This window comes from Ralstonia chuxiongensis (assembly GCF_024158925.1).
GTDB lineage: Bacteria > Pseudomonadota > Gammaproteobacteria > Burkholderiales > Burkholderiaceae > Ralstonia > Ralstonia chuxiongensis.
Window position 1 is genome coordinate 285676 of sequence record NZ_JAMYWC010000006.1, and the last position, 25717, is coordinate 311392.

Below are 25717 nucleotides of genomic sequence, written 5' to 3' on the forward strand. Positions count from 1 at the left end.
CACACCATGCTGTCAATGCTAGAGAAAGTTCTGCAGCACAACGGGCTGGTCGCGGCGTTTGCGCTGGTCGGCATCGTCATGGGCCTGTCGATGTGGGTGTCCAAGAAGCTGACGTTTGGGCGCGTGCACGGCTCGGCCATCGCCATCATGATCGGGCTGGTGCTCGCCTATTGGGGCGGCATGCAGACCGGCGGCGAACGCGGCCTGGCTGACCTGAAGCTGTTCGGCGGGATCGGCCTGATGGGCGGTGCCATGCTGCGCGACTTCGCCATCGTTGCCACGGCCTTTGAAGTGCAGGTGACCGAGGCACGCAAGGCGGGCATGATCGGCGCCATCTCGCTGCTGCTGGGCACGGTGCTGCCGTTCATCGTCGGTGCCAGCGTTGCCTACGCCTTCGGTTACACCGATCCGGTGAGCGTCACCACCATCGGCGCGGGTGCCGTCACGTACATCGTCGGACCGGTGACCGGTGCGGCGCTGGGGGCCACCTCCGATGTGATGGCGCTGTCGATCGCCACGGGGCTCGTCAAGGCGATCCTGGTGATGGTCGGCACGCCGTTCGCGGCCAAAGCACTGGGCTTGAACAACCCGCGCGCGGCCATGGTGTTCGGCGGGTTGGCGGGTACGGTCAGCGGCGTGTCGGCAGGTCTGGCGGCCACGGATCGGCGCCTGGTGCCCTACGGCTCGCTGGTGGCGACGTTCCATACGGGTATCGGTTGCCTGCTCGGGCCGTCGATCCTGTTCCTGGCCACGCAGGCATTGCTGCGATGACACAGACGCCGCTGCGCGCGCACGATCTGCTTTGGGTGTCTGAGACACCCATGGCGGCGGATGGCGCACCCTTGCCGGACTGGGCCATTGCAGCATGCCGGCAAGGCGCGCCCGTCGTTGTGCGAAGGGCGCCGCGCGGCAGCAATGGTGCAGTGCCGGTCGGCCTGCGCGGCGGTGCGCGGCATGAACGCTGTGCAGCCACCGTTGCCGCCAGCGCCATCACGCGCGTGCTCTCGCCCGAAGCGCTGGCGACCACAACGGCCTCCATCGCACCCGACGCGCCGTTTGCGGCACTGCGCACCTTGCGTGCGCTTGCGCCAAAACTCGACGCGCTGGGCTGGGCGTGGGGCCCGACCGGCGGAGCGGGCTTTGCGCTCGCCAGCGGCTTGGCGGTGCTGCATGCGGACAGCGATCTCGATCTCGTGCTGCGCATGCCGCATGCACCGTCGGCCGCGCAGCGCGATCAGCTCGTGCACGTGCTGGCCGAAACCGAATGCCGCGTCGACCTGCAGATCGACACCGGGCGCGGTGGATTCGCGTGGCGCGACTGGCTGACCTCGCCACGCCAGACCTTGCTCAAGACCGATCACGGCCCACACCTCGTTGCAGACCCGTGGAGCGAACTCGCATGAGCGTGCTCTTCATGTTTCCCGGCCAGGGCAGTCAGCGTGCGGGCATGCTGCACGCGTTGCCTGTCGATCCGGCCGTCGTGCAGACCCTGGCCGAAGCGGGCGACGTGCTGGGTACGGACCCGCTCACGCTGGATACGACAGAAGCACTGCAGTCGACCGTGGCCGTTCAACTCTGCCTGCTGATTGCCGGTGTTGCGGTAGCGCGCACGCTGGTCCGGCAGGACGCCGCGCCCGACATGGTGGCCGGCCTGTCGATTGGTGCGTGGCCTGCAGCGGTAATCGCGGGCGTGCTTGATTTCAACGATGCGCTGCGCCTGGTCCGCCTGCGCGGGCAACTCATGGAAGACGCGTATCCGAGCGGTTACGGCATGGCCGTCACGGCGGGGCTGACCGAACCCGAAGTCGCTGCCATCGTTGCGCAGGTCAACTCGGCCGCAACGCCAGCCTATGTCGCCAACCTGAATGCGGAACGGCAGATTGTCGTAGCGGGCAACGATGCGGCGCTCACGCAAGTCATGGCGCGCGCGCAAGCGGCGGGCGCATCAACGGCAACGCGGCTGTGCATGGCAGTGCCGTCGCACTGCCCGCTGCTGGATGCACAGGCTGCCGAGCTAGCTGCCGCCGCCGCAAAGGTCACGGCCCACGCGCCGCAACTCACCTACGTCAGCAGCAGCCGGGCGCGAGCGCTCTTTCGCGCCAATCTCATCGTCGAGGATCTTGCGTGGAACATGGCGCGGCCCGTGCTTTGGCACGACACGCTGCAGCATGCACTCGAGCGCGGCGCGCGCATGGCGGTGGAGGTGCCGGGTGGCGGCACGCTGGCGCGTCTGGCGCAGGGTGTGTTTGCGGACAATGCGGTGCTGGATGCAGGCGGCGGACTGGATGCGGTGCGGGTGCGGATACAGCGCCAACGCTGCGGGGATGGCCTTTGAATTGGCTGCAGCATAGATTTGTCGGCGGCATTCCGGCATTGTTGCGCACCGGATTTCATAGCTCGTGAGAGGCTCCGAATTGCGCGTCCTGTCCATTGCTGCCATCGCCACCTTGTTCGCCACATCCGCGTTGGCGGCCGCCACGGAGACCGTCGAAGAGGAGCTGGCAAGCTGGTACTACGTCCCACAGTCATTGACTTATGGCGGTTATGAAACCGATGGCCTGAGCTTTTCCGCCGACTGCGAGGACAAGCAGCTCCACGTTGCGGTATTCACAAACGCGCAACCGGAGCAAAACGGAAAGGCCCTCCGCATCCAATTGGCTTCCGGCCCTCTCCGTTTGACGATCCCCGCGCGCCTTGAGGTGTCGGACATGGACGCGTATGCCGTGGGGGACGTGAAGTCGCGGGCGCGCTTCTACGCGTTGTTCCATACAGGCAAGCCGATCACGGTCAAAGTGACCGGCGCAGACCCGCAGACCCGCAGCCTCTGCAGCTTCTGCAGCTTCTGCAGCTCTCACAGCGAAACGCCGACACCGGTGCCCGCGGACTTGAAGCGGTTTGCCCGGTGGCGCGCCGAAGAGGTCAATAAAAAACGGGGCTCTACGCCCCGTCTCTTTTCACCCATCGTCGCTTAAACGATTTCCCGCGTTTCCATGAACTGGATGTCCGGAAAGCGCTCCTGCGTCAGCCGCAGGTTCACCTGGCTCGGCGCCAGATACACGTAGTCACCCGCACCATCCAGGGCTACGTTGTGGCCGGCCTTGTCGATCAGCTTGTCGATATCTTCCTGCTTGCCGCGCAGCCAGCGGGCCGTTGAGCATTCGTGCGGTTCGAAGATGGCATCGACGCCGTATTCGTGTTCAAGGCGATGCGCCACCACGTCGAACTGCAGGATACCGACGGCGCCGAGCACCAGATCGTTCGACGCCAGCGGGCGGAACATCTGCGTGGCGCCTTCTTCGGCCAGTTGCTGCAAACCCTTCTGCAACTGCTTCAGGCGCAGCGGGTTGTTCAGGCGCGCGCGGCGGAAAAACTCCGGCGCAAACGACGGGATGCCCGTGAACTTGAGCGCCTCGCCTTCCGTAAAGGCATCACCCAGCCGGATCGTGCCGTGGTTGGGCACGCCGATGATGTCGCCGGCAAATGCCTCTTCCGTGGTGTTGCGGTCTTGCGCCATGAACGTGATGGCGTTGTTGATGGCAACCGTCTTGCCGGTCGACACCTGCAGCAGCTTCATGCCGCGCTCGAAGCGGCCCGAGCACACGCGCACAAAGGCGATGCGGTCACGGTGCTTCGGGTCCATGTTGGCCTGAATCTTGAAGACGAAGCCGGTGAACTTCTCTTCCATCGGCTTGACTTCGCGCGTTTCGGTGGGGCGTGCCAGCGGCTCGGGCGACTGATCAACCAATGCATCCAGCAGCGATTGCACACCGAAGTTGTTCACCGCCGAACCGAAATACACCGGGCACTGCTTGCCGGCCAGGAATGCCTCTTTGTCGAACGTGTGCGATGCGCCCCGCACGAGTTCGATGTCGATGCGCAGCTCTTCTGCCTGCGAGCCCAGCACGCGGTCCAGTTCGGGGTTATCCAGGCCTTGAATCAGGCCGGCGGTGGCGCCCTTCTCGCTGTCGGCGTTCGGGTCGAACAGCTGGACCGTATCGTTCACGAGGTGATACACGCCCTTGAACGACTTGCCCATGCCGATCGGCCACGTCATCGGCGCGCACTGGATCTGCAGCACGCTTTCGATTTCATCGAGCAATTCGATGGGCGCACGGCCTTCGCGGTCGAGCTTGTTGATGAACGTGAGAATGGGCGTGCTGCGCAGGCGGCAGACGTTGAGCAGCTTGATGGTCTGCGCTTCCACGCCGTTGACGGAGTCGATCACCATCACGGCGGAGTCGACTGCCGTGAGCGTGCGGTACGTGTCTTCCGAGAAGTCTTCGTGGCCCGGGGTGTCGAGCAGGTTGACGATGTAATCGCCGCCGGCGTTGCGGTACGGGAACTGCATCACTGAAGACGTGACCGAGATGCCGCGCTGCTTTTCCATCTCCATCCAGTCGGAGGTGGCGTGGCGGTTGGCCTTGCGCGCACGCACGGCGCCGGCCATCTGGATGGCGCCCCCGAACCACAGCAGTTTCTCGGTGAGCGTGGTTTTACCCGCATCCGGGTGGGCAATGATGGCGAACGTCCGGCGGCGCCGGATCTCCTGCTGCAGCGTACTCACGGGCAAAAACCGAAAGGGAGAAGTGATGAATGCGCCCATGGCATGGGCGCTGGCTGGCGGGGTCATCCCGGCGGCCGATGGACTGCCCGATCAGAGTTGTCAATCCGGGCAGCCGAGATTGTACGCGATCGGCGCCCTTGCTTAAGATCGACTGATCCGAGCGGCAAACAGGGGAAACTCCCTAGGAACCGTCCCCCGGACGGAGGAGACCAACCCGTTGTGGGAATGCACTGACAACCCTTTCGGAGTCGATGTTATCGAAGTTGTCATGAAGCTCCCGTATTGTGGAGGCCGTCGCGAAACCCGCCTTTGGGTACGCCGCGACGTCGAAAGAAGCAAAGAAGCAAGGAGTCCAACATCGTGCGTAGTCGAATCCCTGTCGATCCGGCAGTGCAACGCATCATCGAGACCACCCGCAAGGCGTGGCAACTCGACGAGCAAAGCGTGCGCGCGGCGCGTCAGCAGCGTGCCGCCAATCGCCGCAAACGGATCAAGGCTTTGCCGCAGGACAGCCTGCAGGCACTCGCCGCACTCGCCCTACAAGCTGAAATCTGGGCCGTGCGCAAGACCGTGGTGACGGTCGGCTAGTCGCGCAGTTCCTCACCGTGTCGAGGGCCACAGTCGTGGCCCTTTTCTTTTGGGCGTCACGCAACGATCGGGTGCCATGAGACGGGGCATGGCGGTTGCTTGTGATTGGCTGACACGACTCAACTCAGGAGGCCGACATGACCGAACTGACCCCCAAGCCGCCCACCAGCAGCAATGGCACCAACGGTGCGACGGTCACCACGCTGCACCCGCAGATCGATCACACCGCGCAGCGCGTCAAAGATGCCACGGCAGAAGGCATCGACCGACTGGCAAGCGTTCTTTCCACAGCGCTGACGCAGTTCGACAAGCGCACCGAACAGTTGAAGAACCTGCACGCGAATGTGTCGGAGCAGGCAAGCGGTTCCGTGCGTCAGCACCCGGTCATTACGATCGGCTTGGCGTTCGTGGCCGGAATGCTGCTGGAGCAGTTGACGCGGGATTGAGCCGGCGTCCTTAGGTCTTAGCGGCTGTTGCGCGCTGCGTTCGGGTTACCGCCCGTTCGCCGTTGGACAGGTTTGCCGCCAGCGCCGGGTTGAGCAACGCCGCCTGCGCGGCCGCACCGGTCTGACGTGACGCTTCGTACTGGCGGCTGCCGAATCGCAGCGCGTATTGCCGCGTGACCAGCGCGCCAAAGAAGAAAATCTGGGCAGAGTAGTAAATCCACAGCATCAGCGCCACCACCGAACCCGCCGCCCCGTAAGACGACGCCACAGCGCTGTTGCCGAGATACAGACCGATGAGGTGTTTGCCCAGCGTGAAGAGCAGCGCCGTAACGATGGCGCCCAGAGCAACGTCGCGCCAGGCCACGCGCGTTTCGGGCAGCATTTTGAAAATGGTGCCGAACAACAGCGATACGACAGCAAACGAAAACGCCGACGACAGCACCTGCGCCACCAGCAGCGCAATGCCCGAAGTGGAGCCCGCCCACAACGCCCCCCAGAAGCGCTCCACCACCGCCAGCGCCGCGTTGATGGTGAGCGACACCAGCAGCAGAAACGCCAGCACCAGGATCAGGCTGAACGACAGCAGGCGCGATCGCAACAAGCCCCAGAGCCCTGCTTGCTGGCGCGGCGGAACTTCCCACAGTTCGTCCAGGCTGTCCTTGAGTTCGGAGAAGGCCGTGGTGGCGCCTATCAGCAATAGCGCGACGGCCGTGACTGCAGCGAAAAGGCCGCTGCCCGAGCGCCGGGTAGCCGCGAGCACGGCTTCCACCGCAGAGGCGCCCTGCGCTCCCACCAGACCTTGGATCTGCCCAAAGATTTCGCCACGCGCCGCCTGTTCGCCAAAGAACAAGCCGGCAATGGAAATGACCAGCACCAGCACCGGCGCCATCGAGAACAGCGTGTAGAACGACAGCGCCGCGCCCTTGCTCGCAGCGCGGTGCGCAGACCACTGCCGCACCGCCCCCATCAGCACTTGGGCAGAGCGCTTGAGCAGGTCGCGGTCGAAGAAGGCAGCCGGGCGCATGGAGGTTCCTTGCAAGGCGATGCGGCCAGCGCTGTGCCGGCCTCGACCTTGAGCCTAGTCAGCGCACGGCACGCGCGCAAGCGCGACCGTGGCTGCGAGGAATCTTGAGGGCTTGCGCCCTCAGTCGTTACCGCTGCCCAGCAACCGGCTGATCAGAAAGCCTGCGCCGAACGCCAGGCCGATCGTCGCAAGCGGATGCGATCGCATGCAGTCCGCCGCATCGCTCATCAGACGCTGCTGCGAGGCGCGCCACTGATCGCGCTTGGCAGCGGCCTCGTCAAGTGCGGTGGCCGCTGCGTCGGCAGTGCGGTCGATGGCCTGTGCCGTGGTCGCCTTTACACGCTCGGCGGCTTGCGCCACGTCGCCGCGGATGAGGTTGCCGTTGGTATCGGATTTGGGAAACGGGTTGGTTTGAGACGGTTCCATCAGTCAGCGCTCCTGGAGTTGCGTGGCATCGTGAGAGCCGGGTTGAAAGCTATGCGCATCATCCCGGCGTCATCCTCTGCCCGCGACCAGACCCCAGATCAGGCTGACCACAAACAGCACCACGAAAATCATGAACAGGATCTTGGCGATGCTCGCTGCGCCGGCAGCGATGCCGCCAAACCCGAGCACGGCCGCAATCAGGGCGATGATGAAAAAGACGACTGCATAACGCAGCATGGTGACCTCCTGTGCAGTTGAGTGAGCTTGCCGCCATGGGGCGGATACCCCACTGGTTCAGCAAGCCGCGTACCGCGCCAGGAGTCCGGGTTATGCCTCAGTGGCATGCGCGCGGCCGGAGCCCGCGCTGTTGCCGTCGCCGCCGTCGTCGGCGTTGCTGTTGCCGTATTCCTCCAGCCGGTTGTAGAGCGTCTTGAGGCTGATACCGAGCAGTTCAGCCGCGCGCTTTTTCACACCGCCGCACTGTTCCAGCGTGGCAAGAATGATCTTCTTGTCGGCGCTCGCCAGCGAGGTGCCTACCGAAATCGTCAGCGTGGAACCAGACGAAACCTGCGTGCTCGACACCTGCAGCGGCACGTTGGCTGTATCGATGCCGGCGTCGTCGGACAGGATGTATGCGCGTTGCACGTAATTGCGCAGTTCGCGCACGTTGCCCGGCCAGTGATAACCGCGCAGCGTTTCCATGGCCGGTGGCAGGAATGCCTTCTTGGTATTGCTCTGCGCGTTGAGCTGGTCGAGGAAATGTTGAGCCAGCAGCTCGACATCCTTGCCGCGCTCGCGCAGCGGCGGCAATTGCAACGGAAACACGTTCAGGCGGTGATACAGGTCGGCGCGCAGCTTGCCGTCGGCCACGGCCTCTTCCGGGTCACGGTTGGTGGCGGCAATCACGCGCACATCGGAGTCGATCTCGCGGTTGGTGCCCACGCGCATGAACACGCCGGTTTCCAGCACACGCAGCAGTTTCACCTGCAGCTCGACCGGCATCTCGGTAATTTCATCCAGGAACAGCGTGCCGCCGTTGGCGCGTTCGAAATAGCCCTTGTGCTGACGGTCTGCGCCGGTAAAGCTGCCGCGCTCGTGGCCGAACATTTCGGACTCGATCAGGTTGGGCGAAATGGCACCGCAGTTGACCGGCAGAAACGGCTGCTTGCGACGCAGACTGAGGTCGTGGATGGTCTGCGCGGCCAGTTCCTTGCCGGTGCCCGATTCGCCAATCAGCAGCACGGTCGCCTCGGTGGGCGCCACGCGGCTGACCTGGTCATACAGCGTCTGCATCACGGTCGAATTGCCGAGCATCTGGCCGAAGAGCCCCAGGCGGCGCAGCTCACCACGCAGGTTGCCAATCTCGGCTTTCAGATCGCCCGGGCGCGGGATGCGCGCCAGTACGGATTTCAAACGTTGGAAATTGACGGGCTTGACCAGGTAGTCGGCCGCGCCCATGCGCAGGGCCTCGACGGCGGTTTCCACGCTGGCGTGGCCTGTCATGACGATGATCTCGGTGCCGGAGTGCGGCGCGATGTCTTCCATCAGATCCATGCCGTTGCCGTCGGGCAGGACAAGGTCGATCAGCACGGCATCGGGGCTGTGACGCGACATCTGAATGCGCGCATCGCGCAGCGACCCGGCCAGCGCGGTGGTGAAGCCTTCGGCGCCCACCAGCTCACCTAGAGCGGCGCGTGCGTTGGCATCGTCTTCGACAATCAGGATATGTGGCATCTCGATTTGGTTGGATGAGCCGGTTATGTGCCGGCGGTCATGCAGAGCACAACGGCCCGTTCGACTAGAGGACCGGCGGCAAGTGCAAAAAGTATTCCATCCAATACAACCTCCGCCATCACGCGCCTAAACCCGTGTCGTCAACGCGGGGGTCGGTAATTTTTACACGCACGCATGCAAGAAATGGATCGAATACATCACTCCAGGGTGGGCCACTGGTACTACGCAGGAGTCAGCATAGTTGAGAAGGTCAGCGCTTCGCCACCTGCGGGCCGAAATGGACACCTTACGCCGCATGACAAATGTGAAACCCGCGCGGCATCTGCGTCTCAGGCCCGTTTCTTGTCAGCGTTTGGCCGACAGGATGGAAGAAACGTCAGCGCATGCCCGACATACAACGCGCTTGGGCGGCCCTGATAATGGCTCAACTTTTCAACACAATGTGACGGGATGACGACGTACCCTGCCTTCCGAAGACTGCATCGCTGAAGATGCAGCCGCTCGCCAGGACGTCCCCGTCGCGACCAACCACGAGGGAGCCATGTCCTTGAGCGAAGCCTTCGCCGACGACCGCGCAGTGACCGTCGGGCGCCTGCGCTATCCCCCTGCCCTGGCCGACTTTGGCGACACCGAACGCGTGCCGTCCGACGCCGAAACATCCCCTACCCAACCGATCGCCGAGCCGGATTTCGGTCACCTCTACGGCCGCTCGCCCGTGATGCGTGCGCTGTACGACCAGATCGGCAAAGTGTCAGGCACGCTGGCCACGGTGCTCATCATGGGTGAATCGGGTACGGGCAAGGAGTTGATCGCGCGCACGGTACACGACATGAGCCCGCGCGCAGACCAGGCCTTCATCGCGGTGAACTGCGGCGCCATCTCGCCCAACCTGATCGAGTCGGAACTGTTCGGCCACGAGAAGGGCAGCTTTACCGGGGCGGCCCAGCGTCATGTCGGCTATTTCGAACATGCCTGCGGCGGCACGATCTTCCTCGATGAAATTACCGAGATGCCGGTCGAGATGCAGGTCAAGCTGCTGCGCGTGCTGGAGACCGGCGTGTTCATGCGGGTGGGCGGCACTGAGCCGATCCAGACGCGCGCGCGCATCATCGCGGCCACCAACCGCAATCTCTTGGAAGCGGTGAGTGAAGGTGCCTTTCGCGAAGATCTGATGTATCGCCTGGCCGTGGTGCCGCTGCAGGTGCCGCCGCTGCGCGATCGCGAAGACGACATCGAAGAGCTGGCCTTGCACTTCCTTGCCCAGTTCAACGCTGCGCACCAGACCGACAAGGTGTTCTCGCGCCAAGCCCTGGCGGCACTGCGTGGCCAGCTGTGGCCCGGCAATGTGCGCGAGTTGCGCAACGCCGTGCAGCGCGGCTACATCCTCGGCGAGAAAACCGTCGAACTGGCCGCACCGCTGGCGCCTGCCCGCGGCCCTGCGCGCCCGACCGTCAAGGAAGGTGTGCTCAGCCTGTCGGTGGGCGTGACGCTGGCGGATGCGCAACGCGCAATGATCCTGGCCACGCTGGAGCATTTTCATGGCGACAAGCGCCAGGCCGCCAAGACGCTCGGCGTCAGCCTGAAGACGCTGTACAACCGCCTCGACCTCTATCAAAGCACCGCAGCAGCCGCCATGGCGGCTTGACCGCGCGCTTTCAAGCTCAAACGCCCCCCGGCCCTGACGCACCCGGCGCATCCGCGCTGACGTTCTAGCGCGGATGCGCGTGCGCGCGCTCGCCCGGATGCTCATGGCGGCGGCGCTCCTGCGGTTCCGGCGTCGGCCGGCGCGGAGTGGGTTCGGTCTCCGCGCGGGCGCGCGGGCCCGTGCGGACGGCGGTGGTAAGTTTCATCGGCATGGCGAGCCCTTCCCTTTCAACGTTACTGGCCTGGCTTCGAGCTACCGGGGTAGGAATTCCCGGTGGTCGTTGCGGCGTCATTGCCCCCCGCCTGCACGCCCGAGTGCGACATGTCGCCCGCGCTGTTGGTACCGCCCGGCACGGTCGAATTCGATTTCTTGTGATGGCGATACTTCTTGTGCATCGGCTTGCTGGTGTCGTTGCCGCTCCCTGCGGCGGGGGCCGCCTCGCTGCCGGGCATCGCTGTATTGGCCGTGCGGTCGGCAGTCGAAGACGGCGGATCGGTGCGCTTGCCCGGCGCCTTGGTCGGGTTGCTGGATTCCTGGTTATCGACCGGCGCGGTCGTTTCTGGGCCACGGCCGTGCCGATGCCAAGCCCGAAGATGGCGCTGGCGAGCGCAGCGGTCAGGAAACGTGTTCGCATGTGGTTTCTCCTGCGATGTGATGCTCGATAAGAAGGCGATGGAAGCGCACTGCGGCGCGTCTCCCGCCTCCCACCGCAGCAACGCATGTACCTGCGGTGCCACCCATCTGCACCCGCGCAGGCTGCCCGCAACCGCCGTCGGCGCTGTCATGTGCCGGCAACAATGGGCATATAAAAACGACATGACCATGTAGAAACGGCGTGCCAGCCGCCCGTAAAGCCTTGTGGCGACTGGCTTCGTTCGCATGGCATACCCTTTGCATCGATGCGGTGACCGGTCGACGGAAATGTCGACGCCCACTCACCAAAGGAGGCAAGGCGAATGGTCAAGGCCGCTCTGGAAATGCGTGCGAAGCAGCATCTCGCGCTCACGCCGCGACTGCAGCAATCCGTCAAGCTGCTGCAGTTGTCTGCAACCGAATTTGCGCAGGAAATGCAAGAAGCGCTCGCAAGCAATCCGTTCCTCGAAGAAGTCGAGCAAGAAGCAGGTGCGCAGCCTGATGCCGCGCGCACCGGCGACATTGCCATTTCTGCCGATCGGGACGGCGCCGCAGCCGATCACACGCCTGCAGACGACGCTCCGCTGGAAACCACCACGAGCGCCATCGAGACTGATCCGACGCTGGCCGCATCGGAAGATTTCCCCACCGACTTCAGCACCTATTACAGCCACGGTGGCGCCCACCATGGCGATGGTGAAGACAGCGACATCGGCGAATGGGTGCACTCCACGCCGAGCCTGCGCGAACATCTGCATCAGGAGTTGCGCAGCTATCGCCTGTCAGAGCGCGACTGCCTCCTCGCACAGACGCTGATTGAAGCGCTGGACGACGACGGTTACCTGCGTCAGTTGCTCTCCGAGCTGATGCCGCTGGCGCCGGTGGAGCCGCCGCCCACCGAGAAGGAGATGCAGATTGCGCTGGCGCTCGTACAGAGCCTGGACCCGCCGGGCGTGGCGGCGCGTGATCTGGCGGAGTGCCTGCGCCTGCAGATTGAAGCGCGCCCCGCCGACACCGAAGCTGAAGAACGCATCCAGGAGATCGCGCAAGACATCGTGCGCAGCCACCTGCCCCGATTGGCCAAGCGCGAACTCACGCAGATGCGTCGCGCGCTCGCCTGTACCGAAGAGGAGCTGCGCGACGCCTGCGCACTGATCCGCATGCTGGACCCGCGCCCGGGGCTGCGCTTTTCGCAGGCCCATGCGGGCTACATCGTGCCGGATGTGATCGTCACCAAGATCAAGGGCAAATGGATTGCCCTGACGAACCCGGCGGTGGCGCCGTGCGCGCGCGTCAACAAGGTCTACGCGGAGTTGTTTGCCCAGACGCGCGGCCACAATCGCACGCCGCTGGCACACCAACTGCAGGAAGCACGCTGGCTGATCCGCAACGCGCAGCAGCGCTTCGCCACCATCCAGCGCGTGGCCGAGGCGATCGTCGCGCACCAGAAGCACTTCCTGGAATACGGCGAGGTGGCCATGAAGCCGCTGGTGCTGCGTGACGTGGCCGAAGAGCTGGGCCTGCACGAATCGACCATCTCGCGCGCAACAGGCAACAAGTACATGGCCACACCGCGCGGCATCTTCGAGTTCAAGTACTTCTTCTCGCGCCAACTGGCAACCGACACCGGCGGCGCATGCTCGGCGGCCTCGGTGCGGGCGTTGCTCAAGGAGATGATCGAAGCCGAAGATTCGGATGCTCCACTCTCCGATGTGTCGCTCGCCAAGATGCTGGCCGAGCAGGGCGTGATCGTTGCGCGCCGCACAGTGGCCAAATATCGCGGGCTGATGCGCATTGCGCCGGCGGAAATGCGGCGCCAGGTCTGACGCGCCCGCCACCGACAGGAGCCCCGTGCGCAAGCTGCCCACCGATCATTACCCGCCACGCCGCATCGACGATGCGATGACCGCGTCATTCCATCTGGCCGACGTGACGATGTTCTGGGCGGCGGAAAGCGGTGGCGTCAAACGCTACCTGCGCGCCAAGCACGACTTCCTGCGCTCCACGCAATGGCGGCACACGTTGGTCGTGCCCGGCACGGCGGACGACGCTACCAATGAGATCGCCGTGGTGCCGGGCGTACCGCTGCCGCTGTCGCATGGTTATCGCATTCCCTTGCGGACCGGGCCAGCCATGCGGGCGCTGTGTGCGCTGTCGCCCGATCTGATTGAAGCGGGTGACCCGTACCGGCTGTCGTGGGCGGCGGTGCATGCCGGCGCGCAGTTGCAAGTGCCGGTGGCGGCGTTCTATCACTCCGATCTGCCCGCGTTCTTCCGCCGCCTGGGCGGCCCGCCTGCCGAGCTGGCCGCTGCCGCGTACGCCCGCAAGCTATATCCGCACTTCGATACGGTGTTCGTGCCCAGCCGCTACATCGCGCAGAAAGTGGCTGACCTTGGCGTGCAACGCATTGAACTGCAACCGTTGGGCGTCGACACGCGCCTGTTCCACCCCGCGCGGCGCTCGCTGCGCTGGCGCGAACAGCTTGACCTACCGCGCGATGCACGTGTGCTGCTTTACGTCGGCCGCTACGCACCCGAGAAGAATCTGCACGTGCTGTGCGACGCGGTGGACAAGCTCGACGACGGCAGCGTGCTCGTCACCATTGGTTCGGGTCCCACACCCCCACGCGGCAAGCATGTGCGCGCGCTCGCTTATGAAGGCGACACGCAGCACCTAGCTGCGGCCATGGCGAGTGCCGACGCGTTTGTGCACGCGGGCGACCAGGAAACATTCGGCCTCGTCGCATTGGAAGCGATGGCCAGCGGCGTGCCGGTCGTCACCTGCGCGGCCGGCGGCTTGAGCGAACTGGTGAACGAGCGTGTCGGCTATGCGGTGCCGCGTTGCCGCGCTGACGATTTCGCGCAGGCACTGCAGGCGCTGCGCCAGCGCGATCCGGTCGCACTGGCGCACGCGGCGCGCCGGCATGCCATGCAGTACGACTGGCAGGCCATCCTGCCGCAACTTCTGCAACGCTACCGCGCGCTGCTCGGCCGGCAAACCAGCGCCGCTGCGGAGACACCTCCACAACCGGCTCGCGAGCGCGTGCGTGCATCGCGCGGCCGGTAGCCCTGATCGATCCTGTTCATCATGTCGCGCCATCTCATTCTTGCCATGCACGATGTCACGCCCGCCACATGGCCTGCGTGCAAGGTGTTGCTTTCTGCGTTGGATGAGGTGGCGCGCGTACCCAAGTCGCTGCTGGTCATTCCGAACTTCTATCGCGGCCCGACCGCACGCAGCAGTGAGCGTTTCTGCCGCGTCATGAGCGAATGCCTGGCCGAGGGCGATGAGCTTGTCCTGCACGGCTATGCGCACCTGGACGACCAGCCCCCCGGCGGCGTGATCGACCAACTGATCCGCACCCGCTATACCGCGGGCGAAGGCGAATTCTCTGCAATTCCGCTGGCAGCGGCACGTGCGCGCATTGAGGCCGGCGCCGCGTGGTTTGCAGCCAACGGCTGGCCGCTGCATGGCTTTGTCGCCCCGGCGTGGCTGATGAACCGGCCAACCTGGGAGGCGCTCGACGGCCTGCCCCTGCGCTATACGACCACGCTGCAACGCTTCTACTTGCTGCACCCGCGGCGCCCGCTCAAGGCGCCATGCCTGACGTACAGCGTGCGCTCGCCGGCGCGCCGGCTGGTGTCGCGGTACTACCTGCGCTGGCTGGCGCAGCGACACGCGGAGGCGCCACTGGTGCGCCTGGGCCTGCATCCGGCCGACGCGGCGCATCCCGACGTCATTCGCCATTGGCAGGAATTGCTCGCTGCATGCCTGGAGACACGCACGCCCGTTACCAAGAACGGCTTTGCGCAGGTGCTGGCCCAAGCCTGGATGGGCGGCCCGGAAACCACCGTCGGCGGGCACGCGCAAACGTCGTACTAAACGCAAGCGCTAGAACAACCACACCGACAATCCGCCGATCAGCATCCCGAGCCCGGCACCCGCAAGCACGTCGCTCGGATAGTGCAGGCCGAGCACGACGCGAGAGACGGCCACCATGAGCGTAAACGGCACGAGCGCCAGCGCCATGCGCGGGTAATACGCCGCCATCACAATGCTGAACGACACCGCATGCAGCGTATGGCCCGATGGAAAGCTGAACTGATCGAGCACGCGCCCGCACAGGTGGATCTCTTCGCAAGAGAGGTAAGGCCGGGGCCGGCACACGCCGCGCTTGAGCAGGATGTAGATGACCAGCGAGAGCAGCCCCGTGAGCCCCATCTGCTTGGCGCATTCCCAGCCGGTGTCACCGCCTACCACGGGCAACGCCGCCATCAACGCATACCAAAGCATGCCGTCGCCAAGGCGACTGACACCACGATAGAAGCGCATGGCCGACGCATCGCCGGCCACGTGATTGAGCGCCACGGCAAGCTGCCGATCGCGCTCGCGCCAGCGCTTCCAGTCAGGCCAGGCGTGGGTCGCCATGGTAGGCCTCCCCGTTGGTGGCAGCGTCGTGCACGGCGATGAGCGCGGCTTCAAAACGTTCGAGCACGCGCGGCCAATCCAGCGCCTGCGCTGTCAACCGCGCCGCTTGCCCCAGGCGCTGCCGCAAGCCGGCATCGGTGGCAAGTGTGACGGCAGCCTGCGTGAACGACGCGGCATTGCCGAGGGGCGCGAGCCAACCGTTCTCGTGGCTCCGCACGTGCATGCCGGCCGCAGCGGTATCGAACGCCACCACGGGCAAGCCACTGGCCATCGCCTCGACCACCACGTTGCCGAAGGTCTCGGTCACGCTTGGAAAGAGAAACACGTCTGCCGATGCATAGTGCGCGGCCAACGCCTCGCCGTGCTGCGTGCCTGCAAAGATGGCACCGGGGCAACGACGGCGCAGTGCGTTGCGTTGTGGACCATCGCCCACCATGACGAGGCGTGCCTCGGGCACGCGCTCGCGCACGGCATCAAACGCATCCAGCGCAACGCCCAGGTTCTTTTCCAACGCAAGACGCCCCACCGCGAGCACGACCGGCGTGTCGGCGTCAGCCCCCCATTGCGCACGCAATGCGTGACTGCGGGCTTGCGGCGTGAACCTGTGTGCGTCCACGCCGCGCGTACTGACCGTCAGGCGCTCGAAATCGAGGTCGCTTAACTGCCGCTGCAGTTCGCGCGTGGGAACGAAGGTGCGATCGGCGCGATTGTGAAACGAGCGCAGATAGGCGCGCACCAGCGTTACGGCACCTTCCCACGCGTAGTGGCGGCCGTACTCGTCAAAGCGCGTTCTGAAATCGGAGGTCACGGGCACACCAAGGTGCCGCGCAGCCCGAACGGCCGACCAGCCGAGCGGTCCTTCCGTGGCGACATGCACAAGATCGGGTCTATAGGCGGCCCACGCACGAAGCAACCGCCTGCGTGCGGGCAGACCCATACGCAAATCCGGATACAGCGGAATCGGCACGCCAGGAACGCGGAGCGTGTCGTCCGCCAACGCAGGCTGGCCGGCGTCGATGACACGCTGGCGCGGGCGCACGACCATCACGTCATGCCCGCGCGCCTGCAGAAATGCCACGGTGCGCGCGGCAGTGAGCGATACACCGTTAAGTTCCGGCGGCCAGGTTTCGGTCACATATGCAATGCGCATGGGCCGATCAACCTTTGTGCTCATCGCGGCTGTGCGAGGGGCCGCCCGTCTGGCCTCGTTTGTCAGCAAGGTCGTCTGCGCTGCGATTGGCGACTTGGCGATCGCTGTCGTCGCGGTTGGCCGCATGGCGCTCGCGCACGACGCGTTCTACGCCGGGGGTATTGTGCAGATCGGTGTCAAGCTGACCGCTTTCGATGTCGCGCGCGGCCTGCTCGACATTGCTGCGCGGGGCGGAACGTTGCTCTTCTAGGTGTTGATCGCGCTCGTGCGGCAGCCGGTCTTGCGATCCCGACCCCGGCTTGCCCTGCTCCGGCTTGCCGAGCATCTTGTCGATGTTTTCAGCGTTTCGGCCCGCGCCTGGCGCACGCGGCGGTGTCGTACCTGCCGGCCGTTCGCCGCGCTCATGTGAGCCGCGTAAGGTGGGGCGTAGTCGGTTCATGGTGCCCTCCTGCGGACGTGATCTGGTTGCCTTGCGCACCGCAACCACCGTGCCCACAACCCACGCGCGCATGCTGCAATCGACAAGACCTGCACCACCGCTGCACAACGGCGCGACGGAAACATTGCAGCGTACCCACGCATCCGCCAGCGTCGTGGCGTGGTCGTTGCGTAAGCGTTACATGCGCGCTTGTAACGCTTGCTGCGCAAAGTGACTCTTGTGCAATCAGCGAGGAAGCCGCACGCGTTCCGAGCGACGCGTCGGGCGGCCGCGCAGTCGGTCCAGCAACCGCTGCGACACACCTGCCGGCGCGTCAGTGGTGCCGAGCAGCGTACCGAGCGGACGCAGCCGATCGACGTGATCACATACCACCTTGATCATCGCCGTGATCGACGTCCCAAGCAGCAAGCCCCACAGGCCCCACAGCCAGCCCCACAGCAGAAGGCCGATGTAGACCACGCACGGATCGAGCTTGGACGCCCGGCTCTGCAGCCACGTCACGAGCAGCGTGCCGACCAGCGTGGCCAGCAGCAGCGTGACACCTGCCACGACAAGCGCATCCGACCACGCGCCCATCTGCAGGTACGCACCGATGCCGCTGGCCACGGCAATCACCACGGAACCGAGATACGGCACGAAGTGCAGAACGGCCGTCGCCAGACCCCAGACCGCTGCGTCTTCCATGCCGAGCAGCACAAAGGCCACCGTGGTGAGTACGCCCAACACGATGTTGGTTGCAAACAGCACCAGCAGCGAATACTGAATCTGCGTGCCGATAACCGCCATCATGCGCACCGCGCGCTTCTTTTCGCTCAACGTGTTGCCCACCGCGCGCACCCATTTACGCTTGAGTGCCTGGCCCGAAGCAAGCAGGAAGTAAACGAGAAACGAGACCACGACGAGTTGCCCCACCAGCGCGAAGAGGTTGGCGGAACCCGTCCATAGAAACTCGCGCAGCGGCAGCACCGGCTGCGCGGCAGGAGCAGCGACTGCAGGCGACCGTTTGGCAAGCGCTGGCGCCGGCTTGCCCTGCACGCCTTCGGCGGCGTGCTCGAGCGCGACGGTCACCTCGCGCATCTTGTCGAATGCGCCGCCCATGTGCCCGCGCATACCGTCGACGGCTTCTGCCACGCGCTCCGCGGCCAACGGCAGCCGGGCCGCCATGGCAGAGACGCCGTCTTGCATCCCGAAGACCAGCACTGCACCGGCAATCCACAGGCCGAGCACCACGATGGCCGCTGCAATGGGGCGCGGCACATAGCAGCGCCGCAACCACACGACCACCGGGTTCAGCGCAAACGCGAGCACCACGCCAAGGGTGAACGGCACCAGAAACGCGCGTGCCCATTGCAGAAATACCAGGGTGCCGCCAATGGCCACCAGCACCATCGCCACGCGCCAGGCCGGCTGCCGCAGCCCGTCGAGAAGGCTGCCGTGCAGCGGTTCCGGCTGCGTGGGAGGAGGAGTGAGTTCGGCTGGCATGGCAGAGAATGTGGTTCACCGTTCTCTGCGCAAAAGTTGTGCCTTGGGGCGCCTATGAAGTCGTGGAAACAGGCATGGCAAGCATGCGCAAGGTGCGCACCAAATCGTACGGCGACACAGGCTTGATCAGGTGTTCCTGAAAACCGGTGGCCAATGCCTGAGCACGATCGTGCGGTTGTGCAAATGCGGTCAGCGCGATGGCGGCCATCGGCGCAGCACCTGCTGGCAGATGTTCGTGTTCCCACGCCCGAATTCTCTGCAGGATCGCGTAGCCGTCTTCATCGGGCAGCGCGATGTCGCAGACCACCGCCTGCGGGCGGCCTGCTTCGCCTCGCGCGCTCCAGACGTCGAGCAGCGCCATCGTCTCGTGGGCGGAGCCAACGCTGCCGACTTCCGCACCGACTTGCGTGAGCAGGGTGGCCAGCGCGTCGCGCGCGTCCTCCTGATCGTCGACCAGCAGCACGCGCAGGCCCGCCAGTGAGGGCAACGGCCCAGTGCGCTCGGAGTCTTCAGCCAGCGGTGTGATCAGATCGGCGCCGGCATGCAGCGGCAGATATACGGTGAAGGTGGTGCCTTGCTGGTCGCCCTCACTGCGCGCATACACGCGCCCGCCATGCAGTTCGGTCAAGCGCTTGACCAACGCCAGACCCAGTCCGAGGCCGCCCGTGCGCCGCGTGTGCGCGCCGTCAGCCTGACGGAATGGATCGAACAGATACGGCAGGAACGCCGGCGCAATCCCCCGGCCGTTATCGCGCACGACAATGCGCGCCACCTCGCCCAGCAGATCGGCCGACAGCCAGACCTCGCCACCTTCCTGCGTGAACTTGATGGCGTTGGTCAGCAGGTTCCACACAATCTGCTCGACACGATCGGCATCGCCGTCAATCTCGTGATCGTTCAGTTCGATGGTGGTATGCAGGGTGATGCGGCGTTCGGCTGCCAGCACGTGCACGCTGTTGAGCGCGCTTTCCAGCGCCGCGCGCAGCACGAATGGCTCGCGTGTCAGGCGCAGCTTGCCGCTCATCACGCGCGTGGCGTCCAGCAGATCTTCAATCAAGCGCACCTGCTGCTCGACGCCGGTCTTGATGCCCGCTAGCGCCCGCTGCATGAGCGGCGCACCGCCTGCGATCTGGCTCTCCAGCACATACGCCCAGTTCTGGATGCCATTGAGCGGCGAGCGCAGTTCGTGCGACACCACTGCCAGGAACTGATCGCGCGCCAGCGCTGCGGCCTCCGCTTGTGCACGTGCGGCTTGTTCGCGCAACAACAAGGCATCGCGCTCGCGCTCGGCCTCGGTACGTTCGGTCACGTCGTAAATGATGAGCAGCGCCGATTCCATCGCACCATTCCGGTCGGCTTCGGGAATGACACGCGCGTTGTAGTGCGCAATGCGCGGGCGTCCGTCCTGCACTTCGAGATGCAGCGCGAGCGTCTGTTCCGCACCCAGGGCGAATGCGCGGCGCGCAGCGTCCTCCAGCGGAAGGGTGACGTCAACGGAAAGGGGCGATGCAGCCAGCGTCTTGCCAATCAGCCCGGCAGGCGTCACGCCAAAGGCTTCGGTTACGGCGCGGTTGACATACACGCAGTGCAGTTCGCGATCGAGCCGGGCAATCACGTCGGGCGCGTTCTCGACCAGCGTGACGAACTCGCGCTGATGGCGAAAGCGCTCGTGCTCGGCCTCCTTGCGCTCGGTGATGTCTTCCACCACGCAAACGAGCGCCTGCACGCTGCCGTCCGGACCGTGCTGCGGCGAATACGCGGCATGCACAAATCGGCGACCAACATCAGCCGGGTACGACAGCTCCATTTCAAATTCGACGCGTTGCCCCGCGAATGCATCGCTCAGGTATGGCAGGACGCGCGCGTACGCAGTCTCGCCCATCAGTTCGCGCAGATGGCGCCCCAGCACGTCTTCGTGCCGAGCGCCAAAGCGCTCTGCATAAGCGCGGTTTGCAAAGCGCACGCGGTGCTCGGGGTCGATCTGCACAAGCGGAAACGGCACGCTTTCGGTCAGCCATTGCAGCTGGAATTCCGACTCGGCGAGTGCCGCCAGGGTCTGCTGGCCCTGCGGCACGTCTTCGACCACGCCGACGGCGTGGGCGGATGCACCGTCGAGGCTTGGCATGAGGTAGCCGCGCTCACGAACGCGGTATTCGCGCGTTTGGCCGTCGTCGGTGCCGAGCCAGCGGTATTCGAGGACGAACTCCTGCCCCCGCGCCAAGCCCTCCCAGGCGGCACGCAGGGCGATATGGTCATCCGGATGCACATGGACGAGCCAGCGGTCGCGGATACCGCACAACGAATCGGGCTGCACGCCCCACGTCTGCGCCCCGGCGCTCACGTGCAGACGCGTACCCGTCAACGGATCGTCTACCCAGAACACATCAACCTGCTTCCTTGCGGCCAGTGGGGTACGCGTCTCGCGCGCGGCGCGCACGGGTGCCGACCAGCCCGTTACGGATTCACTCATTGCGCCCTTCGTTAGCAGTTTTCATTCCCGGGGCACCGCGAAAAAAATGCGGTGCCGCAGCACCGCATCATAGAGCGTGGAGCGAAGTTACTGCGAGGGCAATTCAGAAGCTGTTTGCGAAGCGCCGTTGGCCTGGGCCACGAGCACGCGAATCGCGTTCGGTGTAACCGCGCCAATACCCCCCGCCGGCAGCGTGGTGATCAGCCAGTCGGCGTTGTTGGCCAGGCTGAAGGGCTGCGAGGTGAAGATGATGTTCTTCGTTCCCGCCGTCGCCACGCGAACCTGGTACGTGCCGCCGTCGACGTAGATCGAATCCTGCGTGCTGGCCGGCGCAGCGCCGCCATACGCAGCGCCGCTCATGGTCGGCGCAATGGCGGAAAGATCCACATTCGGCGCGGTCACGTAGACGTCGACGTTGGGCGCGTTGTACGAAGCGTTGAAGGTGCGCACGCGCGCCTTGTCCGACAGGATCGACTTGTTGTACGGATCATCGATCAGCGCCAGGCTCGTCGCCGAACCATTGGCACCCACGATGGCCAGCGCCGTGTAGCGGTGGCCGTTTGCGGGCGTGAAGCCGGTCGAGGCCAGCGGCGTACTGCTGCCCGTGTTCGACACCGTGGCCGTGCTGGCCGTCGCGTCGATGCCGAAATAGTTGCTGACGTTCTTGAAACCGACATTGGTGATCTTCGTGGTGCCGTTCACACCAAAGTCAACGTTGCCGATGAACGGGTTGGCGTGCACCGTGCGGTATTGCGGCGAGCTGGTACCGATGATCTGCCCGATGTCGTCGTCACCGCCGCCGCATCCGGCAAGCACGCCCAACGAACCCAGCGCCAGCACGGCGACAATCTTCCTGATCTGTATCTTCATTCTTGCACCTCGGAGGGAGAGTCTTTTCATGAATCGGGCCGCATACATCGCTCGCCCATGTACGTTGTTGTCAACTTGTGGAGCCGAAGATAAACGCACACATTCCGCGCGCCTGTCGAACCGGTTCCGATCGTTTTGTCGGATGCGTCCGACATACGAAGCGACGTTCCCGCATTGAGCACGGCGCGTGCCCATCGCAGTTGAATGACCACTCCAATCGGGTCTCACGACCTGGGCGTGGAGGCGGATCGCTATACTTGCGCGATCCGTTTTTGTCTTCGTGCGCCACACACGCTCCGCATGCTCGAACCGCGCCCGGCTGATACCGTGCCCCTTCCCGATAACGCCGCTTCCCAGGCCGATCTGCAGGCTTTCGCGCAAGAGCGCGAACGCGTGCAGGCGTGGCTCGCTGCGCGCGCTTCTGGCGCCCGTGCGGTGAGTGCTTCCACGCTGTCGCAGTACCGCGTGGAAGCCGAGCGCGTGTGCTGGTACGCGCGCACGTTCGGTAAGCCGATCGCAAGCTGGCAGCGCGATGACGCGTCGGCCTATCTGCGCTTTTTGCAAGAACCGCCTGCATGGGCGATCAGTGCGCGCGGCATTGAACGCGACGATGCCAACTGGACGCCGCTGCGCGGCCCGCTCTCGGCACGTTCCACACGGCAAAGCGGCATCATCGCGGCGAACCTCTGTGGCTGGCTGCAGCGTGCGGGCTATCTGCGCGTGAACCCGTTTCTCGATGACGATGCGATCGTCATTACCGTGCCTGCGCCAAGCACGCCTGCAACCAGATCCGTCGCGGCATCCGAACCGGACACGGCACTGAGCGCATCCGACATGGCTTTGATGATCGATGCCGTGCGCGCCCGTGTCGCCTTGGGCCGTGAAGCGCGCTTGCGCCAGGCGCGCGATCACTTCCTTGCCGTGCTGCTCGCACAGGCGGGCATACGTGTATCGGAGCTGGTGTCCGCCCGCATGGGCGACGTGGCTCTGCACGCCGTGCCGGCAGAGCACGCGACATCGGATGCATTGCTGCCGACGTCGGTCTGGCTGCTGGCGATCGGCACAGGCCGCTCGCAGCGCTGGCTGCCATGCGATGCGTTGATGTCTGCGCTGCGCGAATACCGTGCGGCCTTTGGCCTGTCGCCGCTGCCACTGCCGAATGAAGCCACGCCGCTGCTGCTGTCGGTGCGCAAGCGATCGCCACGACGCGCAGACGGCACCATCATCGACTCGCCCGCCCTGCGCCGCGACTTCGGCGAGCGCAAGGGCATCGCCTCGCGTTCGCAACTGCTGCTCATCGTCAAGGCCATGCTCGGCGAAGCCGCTGAGTACGCTCGCGCCATGGGCCACGCCGACGCGGCAGTACGCCTGGCGAATGCGTCGTTGCGCGGCGTGCGCGGCGCTCATTTGCGCGAGCGGCTTGCGGCCGGTGAGGCCGCAGCCGACATCGCCCATGCGCTTGGCCTTGCCGCCCTGCCAAGCGCTTCCGTGCGTGCACGCGAAGCCGATCTGGCCGCCAGCATTGCTGACGCAGCCCGCAAACTGGCCCTGCCGTCCGCCTGACATTCCTCCACACATCGCGCAGAAACGGGTACGCCCCGCCTGCGCGGATGCCGTATTCACGCATTGTCGGAACCAATTGTCGACGCGATTCGCGCGACAGTTGTCGCTTACGTCGTCCGCAGAATTGGGTACGCTCCGCCGCTGAATCGTCGACGGTGGCACGCAGAAACGGGTACGCTCGGCTCCGAAATCGCACGCAGAAACGGGTACGCTTTGGCGCAAATGCTCCCAAAAAAAAACGCGGACCCGAGAGTCCGCGTTCATTGTGCGTTGCCTGAAGACCCTGGCGCTCAGTGCCCGCCCGACAGATAGAAGAAGCGGAACAGGAACACCGCCGAGATGATCCACACGATGATCGGCACCTCGCGCATGCGCCCCGTGAACAGCTTCAGCCCCGAGTACGTGATGAAGCCGAACGCGACGCCGTTGGCGATCGAATACGTGAACGGCATCATCAGCGCTGTCAGCACGGCCGGCACGGCTTCGGTGGTGTCTTCCCAGTTCAGATCCACCAATTCGCGCAACATCAGGCACGACACATACAGCAGCGCGGGCGCCGTCGCGTAGGCCGGCACCACGCCAGCCAGTGGCGAGAAGAACAGACACAGCAGGAATAGCACCGCCACCGTCAGCGCCGTCAGCCCCGTACGGCCGCCGGCCTGCACACCCGAAGCGCTTTCGATATAAGCGGTGGTCGACGACGTGCCCAGCAGGGAGCCCGCCATGATGGCCGTGCTGTCGGCCAGCAGCGCCTTGTTCAGGCGGTCCATCTTGCCCTGCTTGAGCAGGCCCGCGCGGTTGGCCACGCCCATTAGCGTGCCCGTCGCGTCAAACAGCTCCACCAGGAAGAACACCAGCACCACGTTCAGGATGCCCACCGACAGCGCGCCCATGATGTCGAGCTGCATCAGCGTGGGCGCAAGCGACGGCGGCATCGATACCACACCGTGGAAGGTGTTGCCCGCAAAGAAGAAGCTCGCTGCCGTCACGGCCAGAATGCCGATCAGGATGGCGCCTTTCACGCGCAGGTGGTCCAGCGCGACGATCACGAAGAAGCCGATCACCGCCAGGATGACCGAAGGCTGGTGCACATCGCCGAGCGTCACGAGCGTCGCCGGATTCCCGACGATCAGCCCCGCACCACGCAGCGAGACGATGCCCAGGAACAGCCCGATACCCGCGGTGATCGCCACGCGAATCGAATGCGGAATCCCGTTCACGATCATCTCGCGGATGCGGAACACGCTCACCAGCAGGAACAGGCAGCCGGAAATGAACACCGCGCCCAGTGCCGCCTGCCACGTGAAGCCCATGCCCTTGACCACCGCGTACGCGAAGTAGGCGTTCAACCCCATGCCCGGCGCCATCGCGATCGGGTAGTTCGCGTACATCCCCATGATGATCGTGCCGATCGCCGCGGCAATGCACGTGGCGACAAATACCGCGTCGTGCGGCATGCCCGCGTCAGCCAGGATGTTGGGGTTGACGAAGATGATGTACGCCATCGTGAGGAACGTCGTCAGCCCGGCCAGCACTTCCGTGCGGACGTCGGTCTGGTGTTCCTCGAGTTTGAAGGTGCGCGCGAGCCAGGTCATTCAGGTTGTCTCCTCTTGTTGTGAAGTGTCATCGCTGGCCGACGCCGTCCTGCGCCTGGCTCCCCCGATGCACGCCCACCACGGGGCGAGGCTACTCTTAGCAAGATTCCGGCGCCCCAAGGCAGCGCGGTCGAAATACCGTTCATGCGAATCGAATGATGGAAAACGCGCCAGCCAAGTGCCACGCCGGCGCGCGGGATGCGCATGATGCCCGAAACGCCGGGCGTGTGCACGCGCCCGGCGGGACGCATCGCTTCGGCAACGGAAGGCGTGACTCCACCGGCAAACCGTACCCGTTTCTGCGAACACCCGAAGCCGCGCGGCGTGCGTTGCGATTGGCGTACCCGTTTCTGCGCCTGTCTCCGCAGAAACGGGTACGAACCTCTGCAAATGTAGGAACGTGTGACGAAAAGGCGATGGCGTACCTGTTTCTGCGCGCCTTTGAAGAGCACACCGTACCCGTTTCTGCGCGCGATGACGCCGGGCTCGACTCAAAGCGAACCCGTTTCTGCGAAAGTGGCCTTAAATGGGCCGTACCCGTTTCTGCGGAGCATCGCGCAGAAACGGGTACGCCTTATCTGCAAGCCGCCGCGCCAAGCCCTTGGCCAATAAGGCTTTTTACCCGCAGAAACAGGTACGGTAGCCAGAACGGGGAGCCAC

At 64.9% G+C, this 25717-nt stretch carries 25 protein-coding genes; 11 read left to right on the forward strand and 14 right to left on the reverse strand.

What is annotated here, in order from left to right:
• Positions 1–6: 6 nt before the first annotated feature.
• From madM to NKG59_RS20915, 4 genes are all read left to right on the forward strand, one after another.
• Positions 7–771 (forward strand): malonate transporter subunit MadM, encoded by a 765-nt coding sequence (gene madM, locus NKG59_RS20900; protein ID WP_045205633.1) that lies wholly within the window; start codon positions 7–9, stop codon positions 769–771.
• Positions 768–1403, forward strand: coding sequence for a malonate decarboxylase holo-ACP synthase (locus NKG59_RS20905; protein ID WP_253540790.1), 636 nt, complete (start codon positions 768–770; stop codon positions 1401–1403). Before madM ends, NKG59_RS20905 begins: the two co-directional genes overlap by 4 nt.
• Complete coding sequence (gene mdcH / locus NKG59_RS20910; protein ID WP_253540792.1) at positions 1400–2335, forward strand: malonate decarboxylase subunit epsilon; 936 nt, start codon at positions 1400–1402, stop codon at positions 2333–2335. Before NKG59_RS20905 ends, mdcH begins: the two co-directional genes overlap by 4 nt.
• 79 nt (positions 2336–2414) lie before the next feature.
• Positions 2415–2972 (forward strand): hypothetical protein, encoded by a 558-nt coding sequence (locus NKG59_RS20915; protein WP_253540794.1) that lies wholly within the window; start codon positions 2415–2417, stop codon positions 2970–2972.
• On the opposite strand, the gene NKG59_RS20920 is transcribed toward NKG59_RS20915, so the two are convergent.
• The gene (locus NKG59_RS20920; protein WP_045205917.1) at positions 2969–4564 is read right to left on the reverse strand and encodes a peptide chain release factor 3; all 1596 of its coding nucleotides are present in this window, start codon (positions 4562–4564) and stop codon (positions 2969–2971) included. The genes NKG59_RS20915 and NKG59_RS20920 overlap by 4 nt on opposite strands.
• A gap of 360 nt (positions 4565–4924) precedes the next feature.
• Between NKG59_RS20920 and NKG59_RS20925 the strand changes: the two genes are divergently transcribed.
• Both NKG59_RS20925 and NKG59_RS20930 read left to right on the forward strand, forming a co-directional pair.
• Positions 4925–5152: a hypothetical protein gene (locus NKG59_RS20925; RefSeq protein ID WP_004632457.1), complete on the forward strand. Its 228-nt coding sequence runs from the start codon at positions 4925–4927 to the stop codon at positions 5150–5152.
• Between the two features lie 137 nt (positions 5153–5289).
• On the forward strand, positions 5290–5598 hold the full coding sequence (locus NKG59_RS20930; RefSeq protein ID WP_253540796.1) for a hypothetical protein: 309 nt from the start codon (positions 5290–5292) through the stop codon (positions 5596–5598).
• A gap of 10 nt (positions 5599–5608) precedes the next feature.
• On the opposite strand, the gene NKG59_RS20935 is transcribed toward NKG59_RS20930, so the two are convergent.
• The 4 genes from NKG59_RS20935 to NKG59_RS20950 all read right to left on the reverse strand — a co-directional run bounded on the left by NKG59_RS20935 (position 5609) and on the right by NKG59_RS20950 (position 8782).
• The gene (locus tag NKG59_RS20935; protein ID WP_253540798.1) at positions 5609–6622 is read right to left on the reverse strand and encodes a YihY/virulence factor BrkB family protein; all 1014 of its coding nucleotides are present in this window, start codon (positions 6620–6622) and stop codon (positions 5609–5611) included.
• A gap of 120 nt (positions 6623–6742) precedes the next feature.
• Positions 6743–7048 (reverse strand): hypothetical protein, encoded by a 306-nt coding sequence (locus NKG59_RS20940; protein WP_253540800.1) that lies wholly within the window; start codon positions 7046–7048, stop codon positions 6743–6745.
• A 69-nt stretch (positions 7049–7117) separates the two neighbouring features.
• The gene (locus tag NKG59_RS20945) at positions 7118–7285 is read right to left on the reverse strand and encodes a DUF1328 domain-containing protein (protein ID WP_004632450.1); all 168 of its coding nucleotides are present in this window, start codon (positions 7283–7285) and stop codon (positions 7118–7120) included.
• Between the two features lie 90 nt (positions 7286–7375).
• Positions 7376–8782 (reverse strand): sigma-54-dependent transcriptional regulator, encoded by a 1407-nt coding sequence (locus NKG59_RS20950; protein ID WP_253540802.1) that lies wholly within the window; start codon positions 8780–8782, stop codon positions 7376–7378.
• Between the two features lie 541 nt (positions 8783–9323).
• Between NKG59_RS20950 and NKG59_RS20955 the strand changes: the two genes are divergently transcribed.
• Positions 9324–10427 carry a sigma-54 interaction domain-containing protein gene (locus NKG59_RS20955; protein WP_253540806.1) on the forward strand — a complete coding sequence of 368 codons (1104 nt, stop codon included), beginning with the start codon at positions 9324–9326 and terminating at the stop codon, positions 10425–10427.
• Between the two features lie 64 nt (positions 10428–10491).
• Here NKG59_RS20955 and NKG59_RS20960 read toward each other — a convergent pair whose 3' ends face one another.
• Both NKG59_RS20960 and NKG59_RS20965 read right to left on the reverse strand, forming a co-directional pair.
• Positions 10492–10638: a hypothetical protein gene (locus NKG59_RS20960; protein WP_253540818.1), complete on the reverse strand. Its 147-nt coding sequence runs from the start codon at positions 10636–10638 to the stop codon at positions 10492–10494.
• Between the two features lie 22 nt (positions 10639–10660).
• Positions 10661–11212 (reverse strand): hypothetical protein, encoded by a 552-nt coding sequence (locus tag NKG59_RS20965; RefSeq protein WP_253540820.1) that lies wholly within the window; start codon positions 11210–11212, stop codon positions 10661–10663.
• A 171-nt stretch (positions 11213–11383) separates the two neighbouring features.
• Between NKG59_RS20965 and NKG59_RS20970 the strand changes: the two genes are divergently transcribed.
• Genes NKG59_RS20970 through NKG59_RS20980 form a run of 3 tightly spaced genes read left to right on the forward strand, consistent with a single transcriptional unit; the run spans position 11384 to position 14942 of the window.
• The gene (locus NKG59_RS20970) at positions 11384–12886 is read left to right on the forward strand and encodes an RNA polymerase factor sigma-54 (protein ID WP_253540822.1); all 1503 of its coding nucleotides are present in this window, start codon (positions 11384–11386) and stop codon (positions 12884–12886) included.
• Between the two features lie 25 nt (positions 12887–12911).
• A complete protein-coding gene (locus NKG59_RS20975; protein WP_253540824.1) occupies positions 12912–14126 on the forward strand; it encodes a glycosyltransferase in 1215 nt (404 codons plus the stop codon).
• A 21-nt stretch (positions 14127–14147) separates the two neighbouring features.
• Positions 14148–14942 carry a DUF2334 domain-containing protein gene (locus NKG59_RS20980; RefSeq protein WP_253540826.1) on the forward strand — a complete coding sequence of 265 codons (795 nt, stop codon included), beginning with the start codon at positions 14148–14150 and terminating at the stop codon, positions 14940–14942.
• Between the two features lie 9 nt (positions 14943–14951).
• Here the strand turns inward: NKG59_RS20980 and NKG59_RS20985 are convergent, their stop codons facing one another.
• From NKG59_RS20985 to NKG59_RS21010, 6 genes are all read right to left on the reverse strand, one after another.
• Positions 14952–15488: a phosphatase PAP2 family protein gene (locus tag NKG59_RS20985; protein WP_024978053.1), complete on the reverse strand. Its 537-nt coding sequence runs from the start codon at positions 15486–15488 to the stop codon at positions 14952–14954.
• On the reverse strand, positions 15466–16638 hold the full coding sequence (locus NKG59_RS20990; RefSeq protein ID WP_253540829.1) for a glycosyltransferase family 4 protein: 1173 nt from the start codon (positions 16636–16638) through the stop codon (positions 15466–15468). Before NKG59_RS20990 ends, NKG59_RS20985 begins: the two co-directional genes overlap by 23 nt.
• A gap of 7 nt (positions 16639–16645) precedes the next feature.
• Entirely contained in the window at positions 16646–17077 is a 432-nt protein-coding gene (locus NKG59_RS20995) for a hypothetical protein (RefSeq protein ID WP_253540832.1), read from the reverse strand.
• Between the two features lie 225 nt (positions 17078–17302).
• Positions 17303–18559: an AI-2E family transporter gene (locus tag NKG59_RS21000; RefSeq protein ID WP_253540835.1), complete on the reverse strand. Its 1257-nt coding sequence runs from the start codon at positions 18557–18559 to the stop codon at positions 17303–17305.
• A gap of 52 nt (positions 18560–18611) precedes the next feature.
• Positions 18612–21029, reverse strand: a complete 2418-nt coding sequence (locus NKG59_RS21005; protein WP_253540848.1) for a hybrid sensor histidine kinase/response regulator — start codon at positions 21027–21029, stop codon at positions 18612–18614.
• Between the two features lie 87 nt (positions 21030–21116).
• Positions 21117–21899, reverse strand: a complete 783-nt coding sequence (locus NKG59_RS21010) for a DUF4397 domain-containing protein (RefSeq protein ID WP_253540851.1) — start codon at positions 21897–21899, stop codon at positions 21117–21119.
• Between the two features lie 300 nt (positions 21900–22199).
• On the opposite strand from NKG59_RS21010, the gene NKG59_RS21015 reads away from it, so the two are divergent.
• On the forward strand, positions 22200–23462 hold the full coding sequence (locus tag NKG59_RS21015) for an integrase (RefSeq protein WP_253540855.1): 1263 nt from the start codon (positions 22200–22202) through the stop codon (positions 23460–23462).
• Between the two features lie 290 nt (positions 23463–23752).
• Here the strand turns inward: NKG59_RS21015 and NKG59_RS21020 are convergent, their stop codons facing one another.
• Positions 23753–25057: an NCS2 family permease gene (locus tag NKG59_RS21020; protein ID WP_253540858.1), complete on the reverse strand. Its 1305-nt coding sequence runs from the start codon at positions 25055–25057 to the stop codon at positions 23753–23755.
• Positions 25058–25717 lie beyond the last annotated feature (660 nt).